Below are 15,566 nucleotides of genomic sequence, written 5' to 3'. Positions count from 1 at the left end.
CTGTTTTCTTTATTTAAGAATAGAAAGTAAGAACGGAAAGACTGTCCACCATTCTAAACAGAAATAGTCAGGCGGCAAACTATCAAGCAGGAAAGGAGTTTTGCATCACAGGAAAGAAGCGCTATGCGCCTGATGGTTAATCTCCATCAGGCGCACCAGTAAAAATTTAGAGCCAGTTCTTACGTTTAAAATAGAGATAAGGAGCGAGTCCAGCAAGAATCATCAGCACAATCGCGCCCGGATAGCCAAACGACCACTTCAGTTCTGGCATAAATTCAAAGTTCATCCCGTAGCTGGACGCCACCAGCGTCGGTGGCAGGAACACCACGGAGACCACCGAGAAGATCTTGATAATCCGGCTCTGTTCGATATTGATGAAGCCCATCGCCGCCTGCATCAGGAAGTTAACCTTCTGGAACAGGGATTCGTTGTGCGGCAACAGAGATTCGATATCGCGTAAGATTTCACGCGCCTGTTCCAACTGACCGGATGGCAGGCGGGCTTTACGCACCAGAAAGTTCAGCGCACGCTGGGTATCCATCAGACACAGGCGAACTTTCCAGCCCACATCTTCCTGTTCCGCCAACGTGGACAACGCGTCGTCGTACTCTTCGCCTTGACGCCCTTCCATAATGATGCGGCTCAGCGATTCCAGATCGCTGTAGATATTCTCGATTTCGTCCGCCAGTTGCTCAATTTTAGTTTCAAAGAGGTCAAGCAGCAGTTCGTAAGCATTACCGTCTACCAGCGTTTGGTTACGGGCGCGCATGCGGTACAGGCGGAACGCCGGGAGTTCACGCTCGCGTAACGTGTACAAGCGACCATCGCGAATGGTAAATGCCACGGTCGAGTTACCCGCGTGATCGTCAGCATCTTCAAAAAAGAAAAAGGAGTGAATGTGCAGGCCGTCTTCATCTTCAAAAAAACGTGCCGACGCTTCAATGTCTTCCAGTTCCGGACGGGTTGCCAGGCTTTGTCCTAGCTCGGTTTGTACTTTTTCACGCTCATCGTCTTCCGGCTCGATCAAATCGACCCAAATTGACGTGGTGAGATCATCGGAGTCATCCAGTTCCAGACGAGATAAACGGCAATTATCCAGTTTAAATGCGCTCAGCATGGGCCATAGCTCCCCTTTCAGTAGCAGAGATGGACAACGCGATTGAAGCACAGAAACAGAGGTGAGGTGTCACCAGCAGGTTTCAGTCCGTTCGACGGATCTGACTCGTAGCGACAAAAACAGCATCGCTGACAACCACGAAGGGTATCAGCAGAGGAAGATAGCCTTAGAAGTTGTACCTAATGAACAGGTGAGTGAGCCAGTATCGACTGGGTGTGTCCAAGGCGTTAGTCCTCCGAGAATAATGATGCGCGCATGTTACGCTGAGATGAAAAAGACTTCAACTTTAAAACCGCGGCTGAAACACGCTGTAAAATATTGGTCAAATGGATAAGGTTTATCCAATAAATGCGGCGTGGAACGTGGTAAAAAACGCAGTCCTCAGAGTAAAAAAGAACTGCGTTTATCTGTCAGGCGTTGTCGGGCAAGTAGGCGATGGCACGGACAGGGAAGCCGGGTGCACCGGCAAAATTAGGGTAGCTAACGTGAATATAAGCGCCGGTAGACGGTAGCTGATGCAGGTTATTCAGTACCTCTACCTGCCAGGCATTCTGGTTCAGCACGAAGAACTCGCCGATAAGCCCGTTGTTGCGACGGAAATCAGCGGCAGAATCCGTATCCAGCGTCTCATGCCCGACCGCGCTAATACCGCGCTCTTCAAACAGGAACGTCAACGCCTCAAGCGACCACCCCGGCGTATGACTGTTTCCTTCTTCATCTTTATTGGCGAAAGCGTCAATATCGGGCCAGCGCGTGCTCCAGCCGCTGGCAAACGCAACAAAGCTGCCTGACGGGATTTCCCCGTATTCGTGCTCAAACGTCAGAATGTCATCGACCGACAGGCGGTAATCGGGATCGTGCGCGACGGCGTCTTGTTTGTGGATCACCACCAGCGGCAGCAACAGCTCTTTATTATCAATGCGATCCAGATAGCGCTTGCCCGCGACGAAATGCCCCGGCGCATCAATATGCGTCCCCGTCTGTGTCGCAAACGTCACGGATTGAGCGAAAAAGCCATGCTCTTCAACGTTGAATAAGGTTTTGCGCTGCAACACGCCCTCAAACGCGCTAAAAATAGGGATCGACTCCGTCACCGTATGCGTGAGATCGACCCATTTTTTCTTCTGTAACTCGGCAATAATCTGGTCTAGCGTCATGGGCAGGCTCCTTTTTTATTGTGATACCACACATCCATGGATACGCGGCAGGCCACCTAGCATTGTCGAAAATGACGATAAAGACTAAGACAGGGTTTTTATAAGTTATATAACCCCGTCATACTCCCAGCTGCATCGTGACGATTACACCGTTTCCAGTCTGGCGTAGGCGGCGACCAGCCATTTAATACCCTGCCCCTGAAACGCAACCTGAAGGCGGGCATGATCGCCGCTGCCTTCCAGATTCACGATCGTGCCTTCGCCGAACTTGGCATGGCGAACCCGTTGCCCCAATTTGTAGCCGCTGTCGTTTTGCGTGATTGGTGTGCCGAGGCGCTGGTGATTGACAGGGCGGGAGACGCTGGCGCGTAGCCGCACTTCTTCAACACACTCTTCCGGCAGTTCGCCGACAAACCGGGAAGGTCGGTGATAGGCTTCTTTGCCATATAAACGGCGGGATTCAGCGTAGGTTATCGTCAGCTTTTGCATCGCACGCGTGACGCCGACATAAGCCAAACGACGCTCTTCTTCCAGACGCCCACCTTCATCCAGCGACATCTGGCTTGGGAACATGCCTTCTTCCATACCGACGATAAACACCTGCGGGAACTCCAGCCCTTTCGCCGAGTGCAGCGTCATAAGCTGCACTGCGTCTTGATTAGCATCTGCCTGACCTTCGCCTGCTTCCAGCGCAGCATGCGACAGGAAAGCCTGAAGCGGCATCAGATCCTGATCTTCTTCCTGATAGCTGAACTGGCGCGTAGCCGTCACCAATTCCTCCAGGTTTTCTACTCGTGCCTGCCCTTTCTCGCCTTTTTCCTGTTCGTACATGCTCCACAGGCCGGAATCCTTAATCGCTCGGTCGGTTTGAATATGCAGCGGCAGCTCAGAGGTTTCATAGGCCAGCGCATCAATCAGTTCGATAAAGCGTTGCAGCGATGCCGCCGCGCGCCCAGCCAGCACTTTCTCCTGCAACAGCGCCCGCGTGGATTGCCACAACGTCAACTGACGATCGCGCGCCGTCTGGCGCACCACGTCCAGCGTACGATCGCCAATGCCGCGTGTCGGTGTATTCACCACACGCTCGAACGCCGCATCATCGTTACGATTAGAGATCAGGCGCAGATAAGACAGCGCATCTTTGATTTCCTGCCGTTCGAAGAAGCGCATGCCGCCGTAGATGCGATAAGGCATACTCTGCTGTAACAACGCCTCTTCCAGTACACGCGACTGCGCGTTGCTCCGATACAGAATGGCGTTATCGCTCAGCGCACCGCCATTTTCCTGCCAGGCTTTAATCCGGTTGACGACGTAACGCGCCTCATCCAGCTCGTTGAATGCGCAATACAGCGAAATCGGCTCGCCTTCTGCGCCATCGGTCCACAGGTTCTTGCCGAGTCGTCCGCCGTTGTGGGCAATCAGCGCATTCGCCGCTTTCAGGATGTTGCTGGTCGAACGATAGTTCTGCTCCAAACGAATCGTTTCTGCACCGGCGAAATCTTTCAGGAACAGCTGAATATTTTCGACCTGCGCCCCACGCCAGCCGTAAATCGACTGATCGTCATCTCCAACGATCATCACCTTGGCGCTGTCGCCCGCCAGCATACGGATCCAGGCATACTGAATACGGTTGGTGTCCTGAAATTCGTCCACCAGAATATTGGTAAAACGTTCGCGATAGTGATTCAGCACATGCGGCTTGTTCAGCCACAGCTCGTGTGCGCGCAGCAGCAGTTCGGCGAAATCCACCAGTCCGGCGCGATCGCACGCTTCCTGATAGGCCTGATACACGCGCTGCCACGTTTGCTCGATCGGGTTGCCGTAGCTTTCAATGTGCTGCGGACGCAGGCCTTCATCTTTCTTCCCGTTGATGAACCACATCGCCTGACGTGGTGGCCACTGTTTCTCATCCAGATTGAGCGCCCGAATCAAGCGCTTCAGCAGGCGTAGTTGATCTTCGCTGTCCAGAATCTGGAAATCCTGCGGCAGATTGGCGTCCATATGGTGCGCACGCAGCAGGCGATGTGCCAGCCCGTGGAAGGTGCCGATCCACATGCCGCCTTGGCTGGTGCCGATCAGATGGTCGATACGGTGGCGCATCTCCGCCGCCGCTTTGTTGGTAAACGTCACCGCCATGATGGAGTACGGCGAGCAGTTTTCGACGGACAAGAGCCAGGCAATGCGATGTACCAGTACCCGCGTTTTGCCGCTGCCTGCCCCTGCCAGCACCAATAAATTGCTGCGCGGCGCAGCTACCGCGTCACGCTGTTTGTCGTTGAGGCCATCGAGCAGATCAGAAACGTCCATAGGTACGGGTTATCCGGTGGCGGGAAACGCTGCACATGTAAGTAATGTCGATCGTTTAAGCATCGAGATACACGGGGCGACCACAGGGGTGAGGCCTCCCTGCGGGAACCTCCCCCCTGTGTTTCCCCTAATAACGAGCTTAAGTGACCAGTATTAGCCCATGTAAGGAGCATTTCCACTGATGATTTATACAGATTAATGCCGTGATTATAACAACGCCGACAGCGATGCCAACCGCGAAATTTCAATATGTGGCAGCAGTCGGGCATCGCCAATTTGCGTCAGGCTGCCTTCACGCAGGTTAATCCAGCAGGCCTGCATACCGCAGCGGATCGACCCTGCGACATCGGTCGTGAGATCGTCACCGACATGTAAGATTTCCTGCAACGGCAGATTGAGCTTTTCTGCCGCCAAATGGTACATGTCATCAAACGGCTTAGCACGGCCGTGCGGGCCAGCGCGCAGGATGAAAGAAAAATAGCGATCGAGGCCGAACCGGTGTGGTTCCGCGTTGCCATTGGTGATCGCTGCCAGCGGCACTTTCTCGGCTAACGCCGCCAACGTCTGGTGCGTTTCTTCGGTAATCGCAACCTGACTACGCCAGTGGGCGAAGTTTTCCATTGCGGCTTTTGCGCCATCCTTCGACTCGGCGGCGCTCAGGCCGCGTTCTAACATCGCCAGCTCAACCGCACGACGACGCCATTCGGTCACGTCGTGATAAATGTCCGGCTCACGCTCAAGCAAGGTCTGGCGTAAGTTCTGAAAATCATCCGCCTGAAAGTCACGAAGTGCAGGATGGTACTGTTGCAGAAAGTGGACTGACTCTTGCCCCGTGCGTCGAATGACGTCCGCGTTATCGTACAGCGTGTCATCCAGATCGAACGTGATCGCCCGGATCGGGCCAAGAGATCGGTAAAAATGCATCAGGGTTTCCCTCGTTTGGCGCGTGGATGCGCAGCATCGTACACGGAGGCTAAATGTTGAAAATCAAGATGGGTGTAAATCTGCGTTGTGGTCAGGTTAGCGTGGCCAAGCAGCTCTTGTACCGCTCGTAAATCGCCGCTGGATTCCAGCATGTGCGTCGCAAAGGAGTGGCGCAATTTATGAGGATGAACATGGCTATTGATGCCCTGCTTAATTCCCCATTCGGCGAAACGCTTCTGCACGTTGCGCATCGAAATGCGTCGTCCCTGATTGGAGATAAACACGGCATCATCCTGCGGGCCAAACAGTTCGCGCAGCGCCAGCCAGCGTTCCAGCCAGGTTACCGCCGTTTTTCCTATCGGCAACTTGCGCTCTTTACTGCCTTTCCCCATGACCCAGACTTCACCGCTGGCCAAATCAATATGCTGATAATCCATACCAACCAGCTCAGCCAGACGCAGCCCCGCGCCGTACATCACTTCCAGCATCGTGCGGTCGCGCACCGCAAGGGGATCGTCCCAATCGATCTCCAGCAGCCGATTCACCTCATCCACATCCATATTCTTCGGTAATGGCCGTCCGGCTCGCGGCGTGGATACGCCTTTAGCGGGGTTCGCCGTCAGCACACCGCGTGACACCATCCAGTCGAGAAAGCTGCGCAATGCCGATAAACGTAGCGCCAGACTGCTGGAATGTAGCCCATCGCGCTTACTGCGGGACACCACGGAACGCACACCTGAAGCATCCAGCTTGCGCCAGTCAGCCACACCCGCCGCGGAGAGTATCGTGATAACCGCAGACAGTTGATGTAAATAGCTGGTCTGCGTCAGCGGGCTTAGCTGACGCTCTACTTTCAGGTAACGCAGGAACGCATCAACATCAGCTTGTAACGGCGAAGAGGAAGGAGCCTCCGATGGCGCAGGCTGCTGGCTCATACCCGCTCAACCCAGCGCGCCAGCATCGCCGGCAGCATCATGGCCATTTGCTGAAGCAGCACGGTTCCCATGCCATCCTGATAATGGTGGCTGTCGCGGCTGCTGAAAATCAGCACGCCCAAATCGTGATGATTTCCCATCAGCGATAGCGCGACCGACCCAACCTGCCTGGCCTGCGGCAGCAGGAGCAGCAGCTCCGGCCCGTTCAGACTGCCAAGATAATGGTTACTTTGTCCGAAGCGCTGAATGCGCAGCGGCTCAAAGGTGGAGCGGTTTAGCCCAAGATGGGTAAAACCAGAAGGCGCGCCAAGGCGCCATTTATCGCTGAACAGACGAACCGTTGCACCCGCCAGACCAAGCTGACGCGCCCAGCGCTGCAAACGATCCAACATGTCCGTCAGGCTGTCCGCCGACGCCAATTCAGTTTGTAACCCAAGCAGGCGATTGAACAGCACTTCGTTCGCCCCCGCCTGCTCCATCAACAGCGTGATCTCTTCCTCAAGCTGAGTAATGTGGTTACGCTGACGTGCCAGTTGCCATTCTACCAGCGACACGGTTCCCCTGACGGGATGAGGAATGCGCATCTGCTCGACGGGACGCGCATTGCGGATAAAAAAATCAGGATTCTGTTGCAGGAACTGCAAAACCATCTCGTCACTGAGTGCGATCTCGCGCTCTGCCTGTTCCTCGACATTCTTCATAAATGAATAAATCCATCGTAGACATGCGTTGCAGGCCCGGTCATGAATAACGGATGTCCCGGCCCATCCCACTGGATATCCAACTCCCCGCCCGGCAGAGATACGCGAACGTTCGCGGACAATAATCCCTGCTGGATCCCTACCGCCACGGCAGCACACGCGCCGCTACCGCACGCCTGTGTTTCTCCCGCACCACGTTCGTACACCCGCAAACGGACAGTGTGGCTATCAACAATTTGCATAAAACCGATGTTGGCACGCTCGGGAAAACGCTCGTGGCTTTCCAGCAGCGGCCCCAGCGTTTCCACCTTCGCCGTGTCCACATCCTCAACCTGAATCACACAGTGCGGGTTGCCCATCGACACCACGCCACACAGCACCGTGTGCTCGTCGGCACGCATGATGTAGGTTTTCTCCGCTTTGACCGCGCGGAAAGGCACCTGTTGCGGCTCGAAATTAGGTTCGCCCATGTTGACGCGCACCAGTTCGTCATCGGTCACCGACAACACCATCCGGCCGGTCTGCGTACTGACAGCGATATCACGCTTGTTGGTCAACCCTTTCAGGCGAACAAAGCGAGCAAAGCAGCGCGCGCCATTGCCGCACTGCGCCACTTCGCTGCCATCCGCGTTAAAAATGCGGTAATGAAAATCCAGTTCAGGATCGTAGGGTGGCTCGACAACCAGCAGTTGGTCAAACCCTACACCACAGTGTCGATCCGCCAAACGGCGAATCAATTCGGGTGAAAAATAAACGTTTTGCGTAACGGCATCAACAACCATGAAATCGTTGCCTAACCCGTGCATCTTAGCGAACTGCATTATCCTGACTCCCCCGCTTGCTTAACCGGGCGCGTGACCTGTTATTGATTACTGTCGTCACGCATTAAGGACGCATTGACGTTTTCTTTTGCGGCGGCTGGTTCTCATTTTGCTGAGTCGTTGACGCACCGGATTTGCCATCGGTAGGCATATAAAGCGGCCCTTTCAGACCACAACCGAATAAACTCACTACTGATAACACCAGAAAAAACTGGCGAAACACGTTTTTCATCACGTTAAGACCTGTCATTAATACTCGTATGCTCTCTATAATCGCAGGTGGATCATGAAAATCAATAGGAATCGAAAATGAACGATAGCGAGTTCCACCAATTAGCCGACGAACTCATGCTTCAGTTGGAAGAAACGCTGGATCGGTTTGAGGGTGATGCCGACATCGATTACGAAACCAACGGCGGCGTGATGACGCTGAGTTTTGAAAATGGCAGCAAAATCGTGATTAATCGGCAGGAGCCACTACACCAAATCTGGCTGGCGACCAAAGCAGGCGGTTACCATTTCAACCTTCAGGAAGAACGTTGGGTATGCGCTCGCAGCGGTGAAGATTTTATCGCGCTGCTGTCAGCAGCCTGCTCGGATCAGGCCGGGGAAACCGTTCACTTCGGGTAACTGTCTTTTCAACGGGCCCGCGGCGCGCCACACATCAGCGCCGTCCCAGAATTATCAGCCCCAGAACCAGCAACAACAGCATGCCGATACCTACCATATTGACCATCGGCCAGCCGCTGGTCAGCGCCATCAGGCTGCCAGCAGACAGCGAAGCCAGCGCGTTAGGCACGTAAATCACCAGCGAGTTAATCCCCTGCAAACGCGATTTATGCACTGAATGGGTAAACGCGTTCAGCATGAATGTCCCGCCGTTGAACATAAACGCCCACCCGATGCCGAACAGCATCAGCGCAAACAGGAAGTGCCAGAACGTCAAACCGCTCAGCGCGACCGCCACCCCGACGACGTTACACACCATGCCAATCATCACGACCTGAATCGGCGTCAGTCGTTTTGCCAACAGCACTAACAGCAGCGCAGGCGCATACATGGCCACAAAATGCCATTGCAAAACCGTCGCGCTGTGGCCGACGGAAAAGTGGTGCTGGTGCATCGCCAGCGGCACGGAGTTCATCAATAGCGTCATCACCACAAACCCAACGGAACAGCTTGCCGTTCCCAACACAAATGCCCGGCTTTTCAGAATCGCCGCCAGCGGTTCACTACGCTGGGTGCTGGGCGTGGTAACGGACATTGGGGGCAGTTTAAGGCCAAGCAACAACAGAGACGTGATAACACAGATGAAGGCCGCTGCAATAAAACTGCCGAGAAACGGGTACGACGCCCAGAGCTGAGAAGATTGGCTCGCCGCGAACGGGCCGAGAAAACCGCCCAGAATACCGCCGCTGATCACCCATGAGATCGCCCGGTTTTTCTGCTGATTATCGGTAAATATCTCAGCCGCCGCGAAGCGATAATACTGATTGAAAGCGCAGGACATCCCCAGAACAAATGTCGAAAAGACAAAGAGGGAGAAACTGTGTAGCGCAATCGCCAGCGCCGCCAAAAGCGCGCCCACTAGCCCGATCAGCGTGCCGATGATGAACGCATTGCGCCTGCCATGTTTTGTCATCAGCGATGAAACGCTGTAGATCATGAGCGCAGCACCGCACACCGTCGCGGTAATCGGTAGCGTGGTCAACAAAGGAACGGGCGTCATCGATACGCCAACCAGCGTAGAACACAGCGTCATCAGGGAAATAATACTGCCGGTCAGCCCTTGTCCGAGCGCCAGCAGTATCAGGTTTCGGCGTTGCAACGAATCCATCAATACATCCTTTGCTGAATACGCTGAAACCCGAGTATCAGAGCGTTACTAGAGGATTTGCAGCCGCTGCTTCATCGTCATCGCTTCATCATCCACCACGGGCGTAATGCACAGATGAGAAAGCGCACTGCTGCGGAACGGAATCACCTGCGTGCGGCCGTCCAGCTGTACGATTTGGTAGAACTGCGGCAGATTGAAATTGATAAAGCTGGAGCCGTAGGTAAAGCGGTCATGCGAAGACGAATAGAAGCGGCTGACATCGCGCACCAGCTCTTCTTTACTGCCCTCACAGTGGTGGTAGACCTCAACGCGGTTCGACTCATCCAGAATATAGATATTAAAGCCCTGATTTTCTGTCAGGTCTTCAAAGAAGAACTGGATGATCCCTTCGCTGGCGACGCCATCGACCACTGGCGGTAAATGTATATGGTTGGTTTCAACCTGAACCGGCTGGCCTTGCAGTTTGTTGTTGGAAATCGCGCCATAAAACTCGACCGCATTTTCCAGCTTCTGCACCGAGACACTCAGCCGTTCGAAGAACAGGCCCCAGGTTTGGCCCGCGACTTTCACTGCTTTGAAACGCCCTGGCTCCTGCTGACGCGTACTGGTCAGGCGCAGCTCAATACATTCGGACACTAACTGCTGCACACGGGTACGGATCAGCCCGCGCAGATGCTGGCTGTAGCAGAAGACTTCCAGTGATTCCGGCAGCGCGGCATCCTGATGCATTTTGCCCAGAATGGTTTTCAGCGCTTCCAACACCGCCTGCTCGCCGCTGAAATGCAGCGTACGCACTTCATTCCACGAGTTACGATACAGCAGGTCGATACTGCCAACCAGACACTGCTGCTGCTGGCCGAAGCTAAAGACATCCAGATGACGGAAATCGAAATGCACGACCTGATTGCGGAAGGCCGCTGTCGGATCGTGTTCCAGATTGACGATAATCGCCAAATGACGAATTTCACACGGGCTGTACAACGCCTTCGGCGTCGGTGCAGGCAGACGCAGCGGGAAGTGGCTGGCGACGTCGTCCACCAGCACTTGCAGACGCGTGATATCGCACAGCTCGTTGCCTTTAATATACAGACGCGTGCTTGGCGTCAGCAGGCCATTAAAATAAGCCCACGCTACCAGCTTGTTCAGATAGCGGTTATATTCCAACGGTTGATGGCTGACGATCGCATCCATCGACGGTGCCTGGTTATACAGATACCAGCCAGAACGGTTCGCACGACCCGGTGGAACATAGATAAAGGTTAAATTCGGCTCCGACAAATCGGGCGAAATTTGTGGGTTCAGCAGGGTAACTTTACCCGGCAGCGCTTCAAACGCAGCGTACAGTTTACGGGTCAACACACCGATATCCTGCGGGCTGGCGCTGACGCTCAGATTATTGCGGCGGGCGAAGCGAATCAGGTTGCGATAGGTCTGCATCATCGCATCCAACAGCTCATTATGTGCTTCGCGTACCTGTTCGATTTTCCAGTTAGCGCGGTTATCCAGCATGGCCAGATGTTCGTCGCTCCATCCCCATTCTTGCACCAGTTGGCTCAGAATCTGGCGACGCCAGCCGACACAAGCTTTTTCTCTGGAGAGCTTTTCACACACTTTTAAATAGAAACATCGACGCGCCAGATCCAGACGCGTAGGATCGTTGATCGCCGTCAGATAGTGCGTCACGCGATCCAGCATCATGCAGTAAGGATCAAGACCGAAAGAGACGATCTCGCCGTCATGCAGGCGCTTTTTAATTTCGGTCGACAGCAGGCTGGTGTCCGGGTATTCCCAGGAATAGGCTTCCAACAGCAGCGTTTTCAGTACGGCTTTATAAGGGGAATCGATGCTTTTATAGAGCTGCCAGAGACTCGCGCCGAAATACTCTTCCGCCGACAGCGTGCTTAAGCCGCCTAAATCCATCCACTCGTTAGGAGCCAGCGCCCCCTGTGAGTACAGCGACAGCACATATTCGTCGTAGTGGGATTCTTCTTCGACCGGCACCATGTTCCACAGAATACGCTTACCGGCCATACGCACGGCGGTACGGTAGAATTCGTCGAGTAACAGGATATGCTGCATGGTGCCGCAGTCTTCACCGCTCAGGCTGCCGCTTTCATTGTGGCGGAAGCGGCTTTCATCCATCAGGAAGAAACTGACCTCAGCGCCCTGCGATGCTGCCCACTGCTCCAGCAGCGTACATTTCTTCTGTAAGAGTTGGCGTTCTTCGCTATCCAGCCAGGATTGGTGGCACACCCAGATATCGAGATCGGAGCTACAGCTCTGTCCGATAGATGAGGTACTTCCCATGGAATAGATGCCCGTGATCGGCAGTTCACCCTGCGGATGAGAACAGTCAAACTGACCCCAGCGCAACGCGATGCCATCAAGGTACTGTTGTTGTTTTTCATCAGGCGTGTGAGTGCAGATACCGTGAGGCACCTTGCCTTCAAGGTAGCCTGGCATCAACGGGTGATGATGATGTAATAAAATGGGCAGAAGACTGTAAACCTGCTGAAAAGCGGGCTTCATTGCTCCCAGAGCACGGTCAACACGCAGTTGGTTGATCGCATCCAGTCTTTGCTTCAAAGTCTCGATGTAGAAGTACAAGACGTTTCGCCTGATTTATCCCAGTGCCTAGAAAAACCCCGTGTTCCAAATCCGCATGATGAAATTAGAAGAATGTTTAGCGAATTATTGCTGGAAACGTGATCAATTTAACACCTTGCTGATTGGGCGTAAAGAAAGTAAAGAAAGTTAGACTTACCTATCTTGCTTTATTACGAATTTCCCTACCCGATTGCATCAGCACGGCTTCTTACTCGACTTGCGGCACCCGAATTTCAGACCGTTTTAAAAGGCGCACCGCTAATGCCCACAACCTGACACCAACGCACCATCAATGATACGATGGCGGAAAATGATAAAAACGGTATCAAGCATGTTAGCCAATATTATTAGAATTGCCACCCGACAAAGCCCGCTCGCCCTGTGGCAAGCACGATATGTTCAGCAGTGTCTGAATCACCTCTACCCGGATTTACACGTGGAGCTGGTGCCGATGGTAACCCGCGGTGACATCATCCTCGATACGCCACTGGCAAAGGTCGGCGGTAAAGGATTGTTTGTTAAAGAGCTGGAATTGGCGCTGCTTGAAGGGCGTGCCGATATTGCCGTCCACTCCATGAAAGATGTGCCCGTCGAATTCCCAGATGGCCTCGGCCTGACCACCATTTGCGAACGCGACGACCCGCGCGACGCTTTTGTTTCCAATCATTACGACAGCCTCGAACAGTTACCGGAAGGCAGTTGCGTCGGCACCTCCAGCCTGCGCCGTCAGTGCCAGCTGCGCGCCCGACGCCCCGATCTGGTGATTCGTGATTTGCGCGGCAATGTCGGTACACGCCTGTCAAAACTGGACAACGGCGAGTATGACGCCATTATTCTTGCGGTCGCCGGTCTGAAACGTCTCGGCCTTGAAGAGCGCATCCGCTGTCCGTTAAGCCCGGAAGAATCTCTGCCAGCCGTCGGACAAGGTGCTATCGGCATCGAATGCCGTTTGGATGACGAACATGTCCGTCAACTCCTTGCCCCGCTGAATCACCCCGCTACCGCAGCCCGCGTACTGGCTGAACGCGCGATGAATGTGCGCCTTGAAGGCGGCTGTCAGGTACCGATTGGCAGCTACGCCGAACTGGAAGGCGATACGCTGTGGCTGCGTGCGCTGGTTGGCGCGCCAGACGGCAGCCAAATGATCGTCGGTGAACGTAAAGGAAGCGTCTCCGATGCCGAACAACTCGGGATTGCACTGGCTGAAGAGCTACTGGCAAAAGGTGCCAGCGCCATCCTTCAAGCCGTTTATCAAGGGTCAAGCTCATCATGACTATTCTGGTTACCCGTCCGTCACCAACTGGCGAACAACTGGTGACCCGTTTAAGAAAGCTCGGCTATAACGCCTGGCACAGCCCGCTGATCGAGTTTTCACCCGGACGAGAACTCGCCAGCCTGCCTTCACTATTACAGGCACTGAGCGCCGACGATCTGGTGTTTGCGCTCTCACAACACGCGATTCATTACGCCGATCCGATGCTGGCACGTACGGGCATCAGCTGGCCTGCCCACCTCGCTTATTACGCCATCGGCCGTACCACGGCACTGGCGCTACATAAAATCAGCGCACATCCGGTAACCTATCCGCCTGAGCGCGAAACCAGCGAAACGCTATTGCAACTGCCTGACCTACAAGATGTTGCGGGGAAACGTGCACTATTATTACGTGGCAATGGTGGAAGGGAACTGCTGGGAGAGACGCTAACCGAGCGAGGCGCGCAGGTAACCTACTGTGAATGCTATCAGCGTAGGGACGTTCACTATGATGGGCCGGAGCAAAGCCGCCACTGGCAACAAATAGGCATCGACAAACTGGTGATCACCAGCGGAGAAATGCTACAACGGATCTATACTTTAGTACCTGATTACTATCGGGCTTCCTGGTTACTCGGCTGCCAACTGATCGTCGTCAGCGAACGACTGGCAGAACAGGGTCGTCAGCTTGGCTGGCGCGATATCCGAGTGGCTGATAACGCCGATAACGATGCGCTCGTGCGCGCACTACAATAAACCTGATCATGGGATGTACCATTATGACGGAACACAATACCCCCACAGCTCCATCCGACGAGGTTGCTGAACGGGTTGAACCCGCGCATCAGCAACAGGATCCTGCACCGCAGCCCAAACGTAGCGGTGCCGTGCTCGGGGCGATCGCGATTGTGATTGCGCTGGCAATAGGCGCGGGCTTGTATTACCACGGCCACCAGCAGGCGCAGAAAGAAACCGCTGCGCTGCAACGTCTGGAAACGCAGTTAAACGCATTGCAGCAGCAGCATAAGCAAGAGCAACAGCAGTGGCTGGACGCTCAACAGCAGCAAAGCAAAGCACAGGAGACTGCCGCACAGCGTCTTGAGGCGCTAACGCGTCAATCAGACGAGCTGCGCGATAAGCTAGCAGCGCTTTCCAGCCATGACACCAATACCTGGCTAATCGCTCAGGCAGATTTTCTGGTGAAACTGGCAGGGCGCAAGCTGTGGAGCGACAAAGACGTCACCACCGCAGGCGCGTTGCTGAAAAGCGCGGATGCTAGTCTGGCGGAAATGAACGATCCCAGCCTGATAGAAATCCGCCGCGCGCTGACCAACGATATTGGGGCACTGGCTGGCGTCAGTCAGGTCGATTTTGACGGCATTATCCTGAAAGTAAATCAGCTAACCGACCAGTTGGACAACTTGCAGCTCGCCGACAACAATACCGATGAAGCGCCGATGGATGCCAACAGCACAGAGCTGTCCGCCTCTTTGAGCGAGTGGCGACAAAATCTCAGCAAGAGCTGGCACAATTTCCTGGCTGATTTTATCACCATTCGCCGCCGTGACAGCGCGGCCGAACCGCTGCTGGCACCGAATCAGGATGTGTACCTGCGCGAGAATATCCGCTCACGTCTGCTGGTTGCCGCACAGGCCATTCCGCGCCACCAGAATGAAGTGTACAAACAGTCGCTGGAAACGGCAGCAACTTGGGTTCGCGCCTACTTCAATACCACCGATCCCACGACGCAGGCCTTTTTGGATCAGCTCGATGCCTTAAGCCAGCAGTCAGTTTCACTGGATGTCCCAACGGAGCTACAAAGTCAGGTGCTGTTGGAAAAACTGATGCAAACGCGCGTTCGTAACCTGCTGGCTCAGGCGCCAGCCACACAACAGGGAGAGTGAAC

15 protein-coding genes are annotated in these 15,566 nt (G+C 54.4%); 4 read left to right on the top strand and 11 right to left on the bottom strand.

The annotated features are described in order from the left end of the window. Positions 1-166: 166 nt before the first annotated feature. The 9 genes from corA to lptM all read right to left on the bottom strand — a co-directional run bounded on the left by corA (position 167) and on the right by lptM (position 8,212). Positions 167-1,117 carry a magnesium/cobalt transporter CorA gene (gene corA, locus K7X24_RS09455; protein ID WP_095700858.1) on the bottom strand — a complete coding sequence of 317 codons (951 nt, stop codon included), beginning with the start codon at positions 1,115-1,117 and terminating at the stop codon, positions 167-169. A gap of 166 nt (positions 1,118-1,283) precedes the next feature. Beyond that, positions 1,284-1,340: a YsgD/CorL family protein gene (ysgD, locus tag K7X24_RS22170; RefSeq protein ID WP_349984122.1), complete on the bottom strand. Its 57-nt coding sequence runs from the start codon at positions 1,338-1,340 to the stop codon at positions 1,284-1,286. Positions 1,341-1,527: 187 nt separating this feature from the next. Then, positions 1,528-2,274 carry a cyclase family protein gene (locus tag K7X24_RS09450; protein WP_039492953.1) on the bottom strand — a complete coding sequence of 249 codons (747 nt, stop codon included), beginning with the start codon at positions 2,272-2,274 and terminating at the stop codon, positions 1,528-1,530. A gap of 144 nt (positions 2,275-2,418) precedes the next feature. Continuing rightward, a complete protein-coding gene (gene uvrD, locus K7X24_RS09445; RefSeq protein ID WP_039277676.1) occupies positions 2,419-4,581 on the bottom strand; it encodes a DNA helicase II in 2,163 nt (720 codons plus the stop codon). A 207-nt stretch (positions 4,582-4,788) separates the two neighbouring features. Next, positions 4,789-5,505, bottom strand: a complete 717-nt coding sequence (gene yigB, locus K7X24_RS09440; protein WP_224554513.1) for a 5-amino-6-(5-phospho-D-ribitylamino)uracil phosphatase YigB — start codon at positions 5,503-5,505, stop codon at positions 4,789-4,791. Next, positions 5,505-6,440: a tyrosine recombinase XerC gene (gene xerC / locus K7X24_RS09435; RefSeq protein WP_224554512.1), complete on the bottom strand. Its 936-nt coding sequence runs from the start codon at positions 6,438-6,440 to the stop codon at positions 5,505-5,507. Before xerC ends, yigB begins: the two co-directional genes overlap by 1 nt. Beyond that, complete coding sequence (locus K7X24_RS09430; protein ID WP_039486715.1) at positions 6,437-7,141, bottom strand: DUF484 domain-containing protein; 705 nt, start codon at positions 7,139-7,141, stop codon at positions 6,437-6,439. The genes xerC and K7X24_RS09430 overlap by 4 nt, the downstream gene beginning before the upstream one ends. Further along, positions 7,138-7,962 (bottom strand): diaminopimelate epimerase, encoded by an 825-nt coding sequence (gene dapF, locus K7X24_RS09425; protein WP_039277685.1) that lies wholly within the window; start codon positions 7,960-7,962, stop codon positions 7,138-7,140. The genes K7X24_RS09430 and dapF overlap by 4 nt, the downstream gene beginning before the upstream one ends. Before the next feature lie 64 nt (positions 7,963-8,026). Further along, entirely contained in the window at positions 8,027-8,212 is a 186-nt protein-coding gene (gene lptM / locus K7X24_RS09420) for an LPS translocon maturation chaperone LptM (RefSeq protein WP_039486713.1), read from the bottom strand. A gap of 59 nt (positions 8,213-8,271) precedes the next feature. On the opposite strand from lptM, the gene cyaY reads away from it, so the two are divergent. Beyond that, complete coding sequence (cyaY, locus tag K7X24_RS09415) at positions 8,272-8,592, top strand: iron donor protein CyaY (protein ID WP_039486710.1); 321 nt, start codon at positions 8,272-8,274, stop codon at positions 8,590-8,592. 34 nt (positions 8,593-8,626) lie between these two features. On the opposite strand, the gene K7X24_RS09410 is transcribed toward cyaY, so the two are convergent. Together K7X24_RS09410 and K7X24_RS09405 are read right to left on the bottom strand one after the other, a co-directional pair. Beyond that, the gene (locus K7X24_RS09410; protein ID WP_224554509.1) at positions 8,627-9,799 is read right to left on the bottom strand and encodes an MFS transporter; all 1,173 of its coding nucleotides are present in this window, start codon (positions 9,797-9,799) and stop codon (positions 8,627-8,629) included. Between the two features lie 48 nt (positions 9,800-9,847). After that, a complete protein-coding gene (locus K7X24_RS09405) occupies positions 9,848-12,406 on the bottom strand; it encodes a class I adenylate cyclase (protein ID WP_224554507.1) in 2,559 nt (852 codons plus the stop codon). A 331-nt stretch (positions 12,407-12,737) separates the two neighbouring features. On the opposite strand from K7X24_RS09405, the gene hemC reads away from it, so the two are divergent. The 3 genes from hemC to hemX are packed head-to-tail and all read left to right on the top strand — an operon-like array spanning position 12,738 to position 15,564. Further along, on the top strand, positions 12,738-13,679 hold the full coding sequence (gene hemC, locus K7X24_RS09400; RefSeq protein ID WP_103942880.1) for a hydroxymethylbilane synthase: 942 nt from the start codon (positions 12,738-12,740) through the stop codon (positions 13,677-13,679). Then, positions 13,676-14,416 (top strand): uroporphyrinogen-III synthase, encoded by a 741-nt coding sequence (gene hemD / locus K7X24_RS09395; protein ID WP_103971706.1) that lies wholly within the window; start codon positions 13,676-13,678, stop codon positions 14,414-14,416. The genes hemC and hemD overlap by 4 nt, the downstream gene beginning before the upstream one ends. Positions 14,417-14,439: 23 nt before the next feature. Further along, a complete protein-coding gene (gene hemX / locus K7X24_RS09390) occupies positions 14,440-15,564 on the top strand; it encodes a uroporphyrinogen-III C-methyltransferase (RefSeq protein ID WP_224554504.1) in 1,125 nt (374 codons plus the stop codon). Positions 15,565-15,566: the final 2 nt, after the last annotated feature.

The organism is Pectobacterium versatile, from assembly GCF_020166435.1.
GTDB lineage: Bacteria > Pseudomonadota > Gammaproteobacteria > Enterobacterales > Enterobacteriaceae > Pectobacterium > Pectobacterium versatile.
This window is presented reverse-complemented; position numbering and strand designations above follow the sequence as displayed.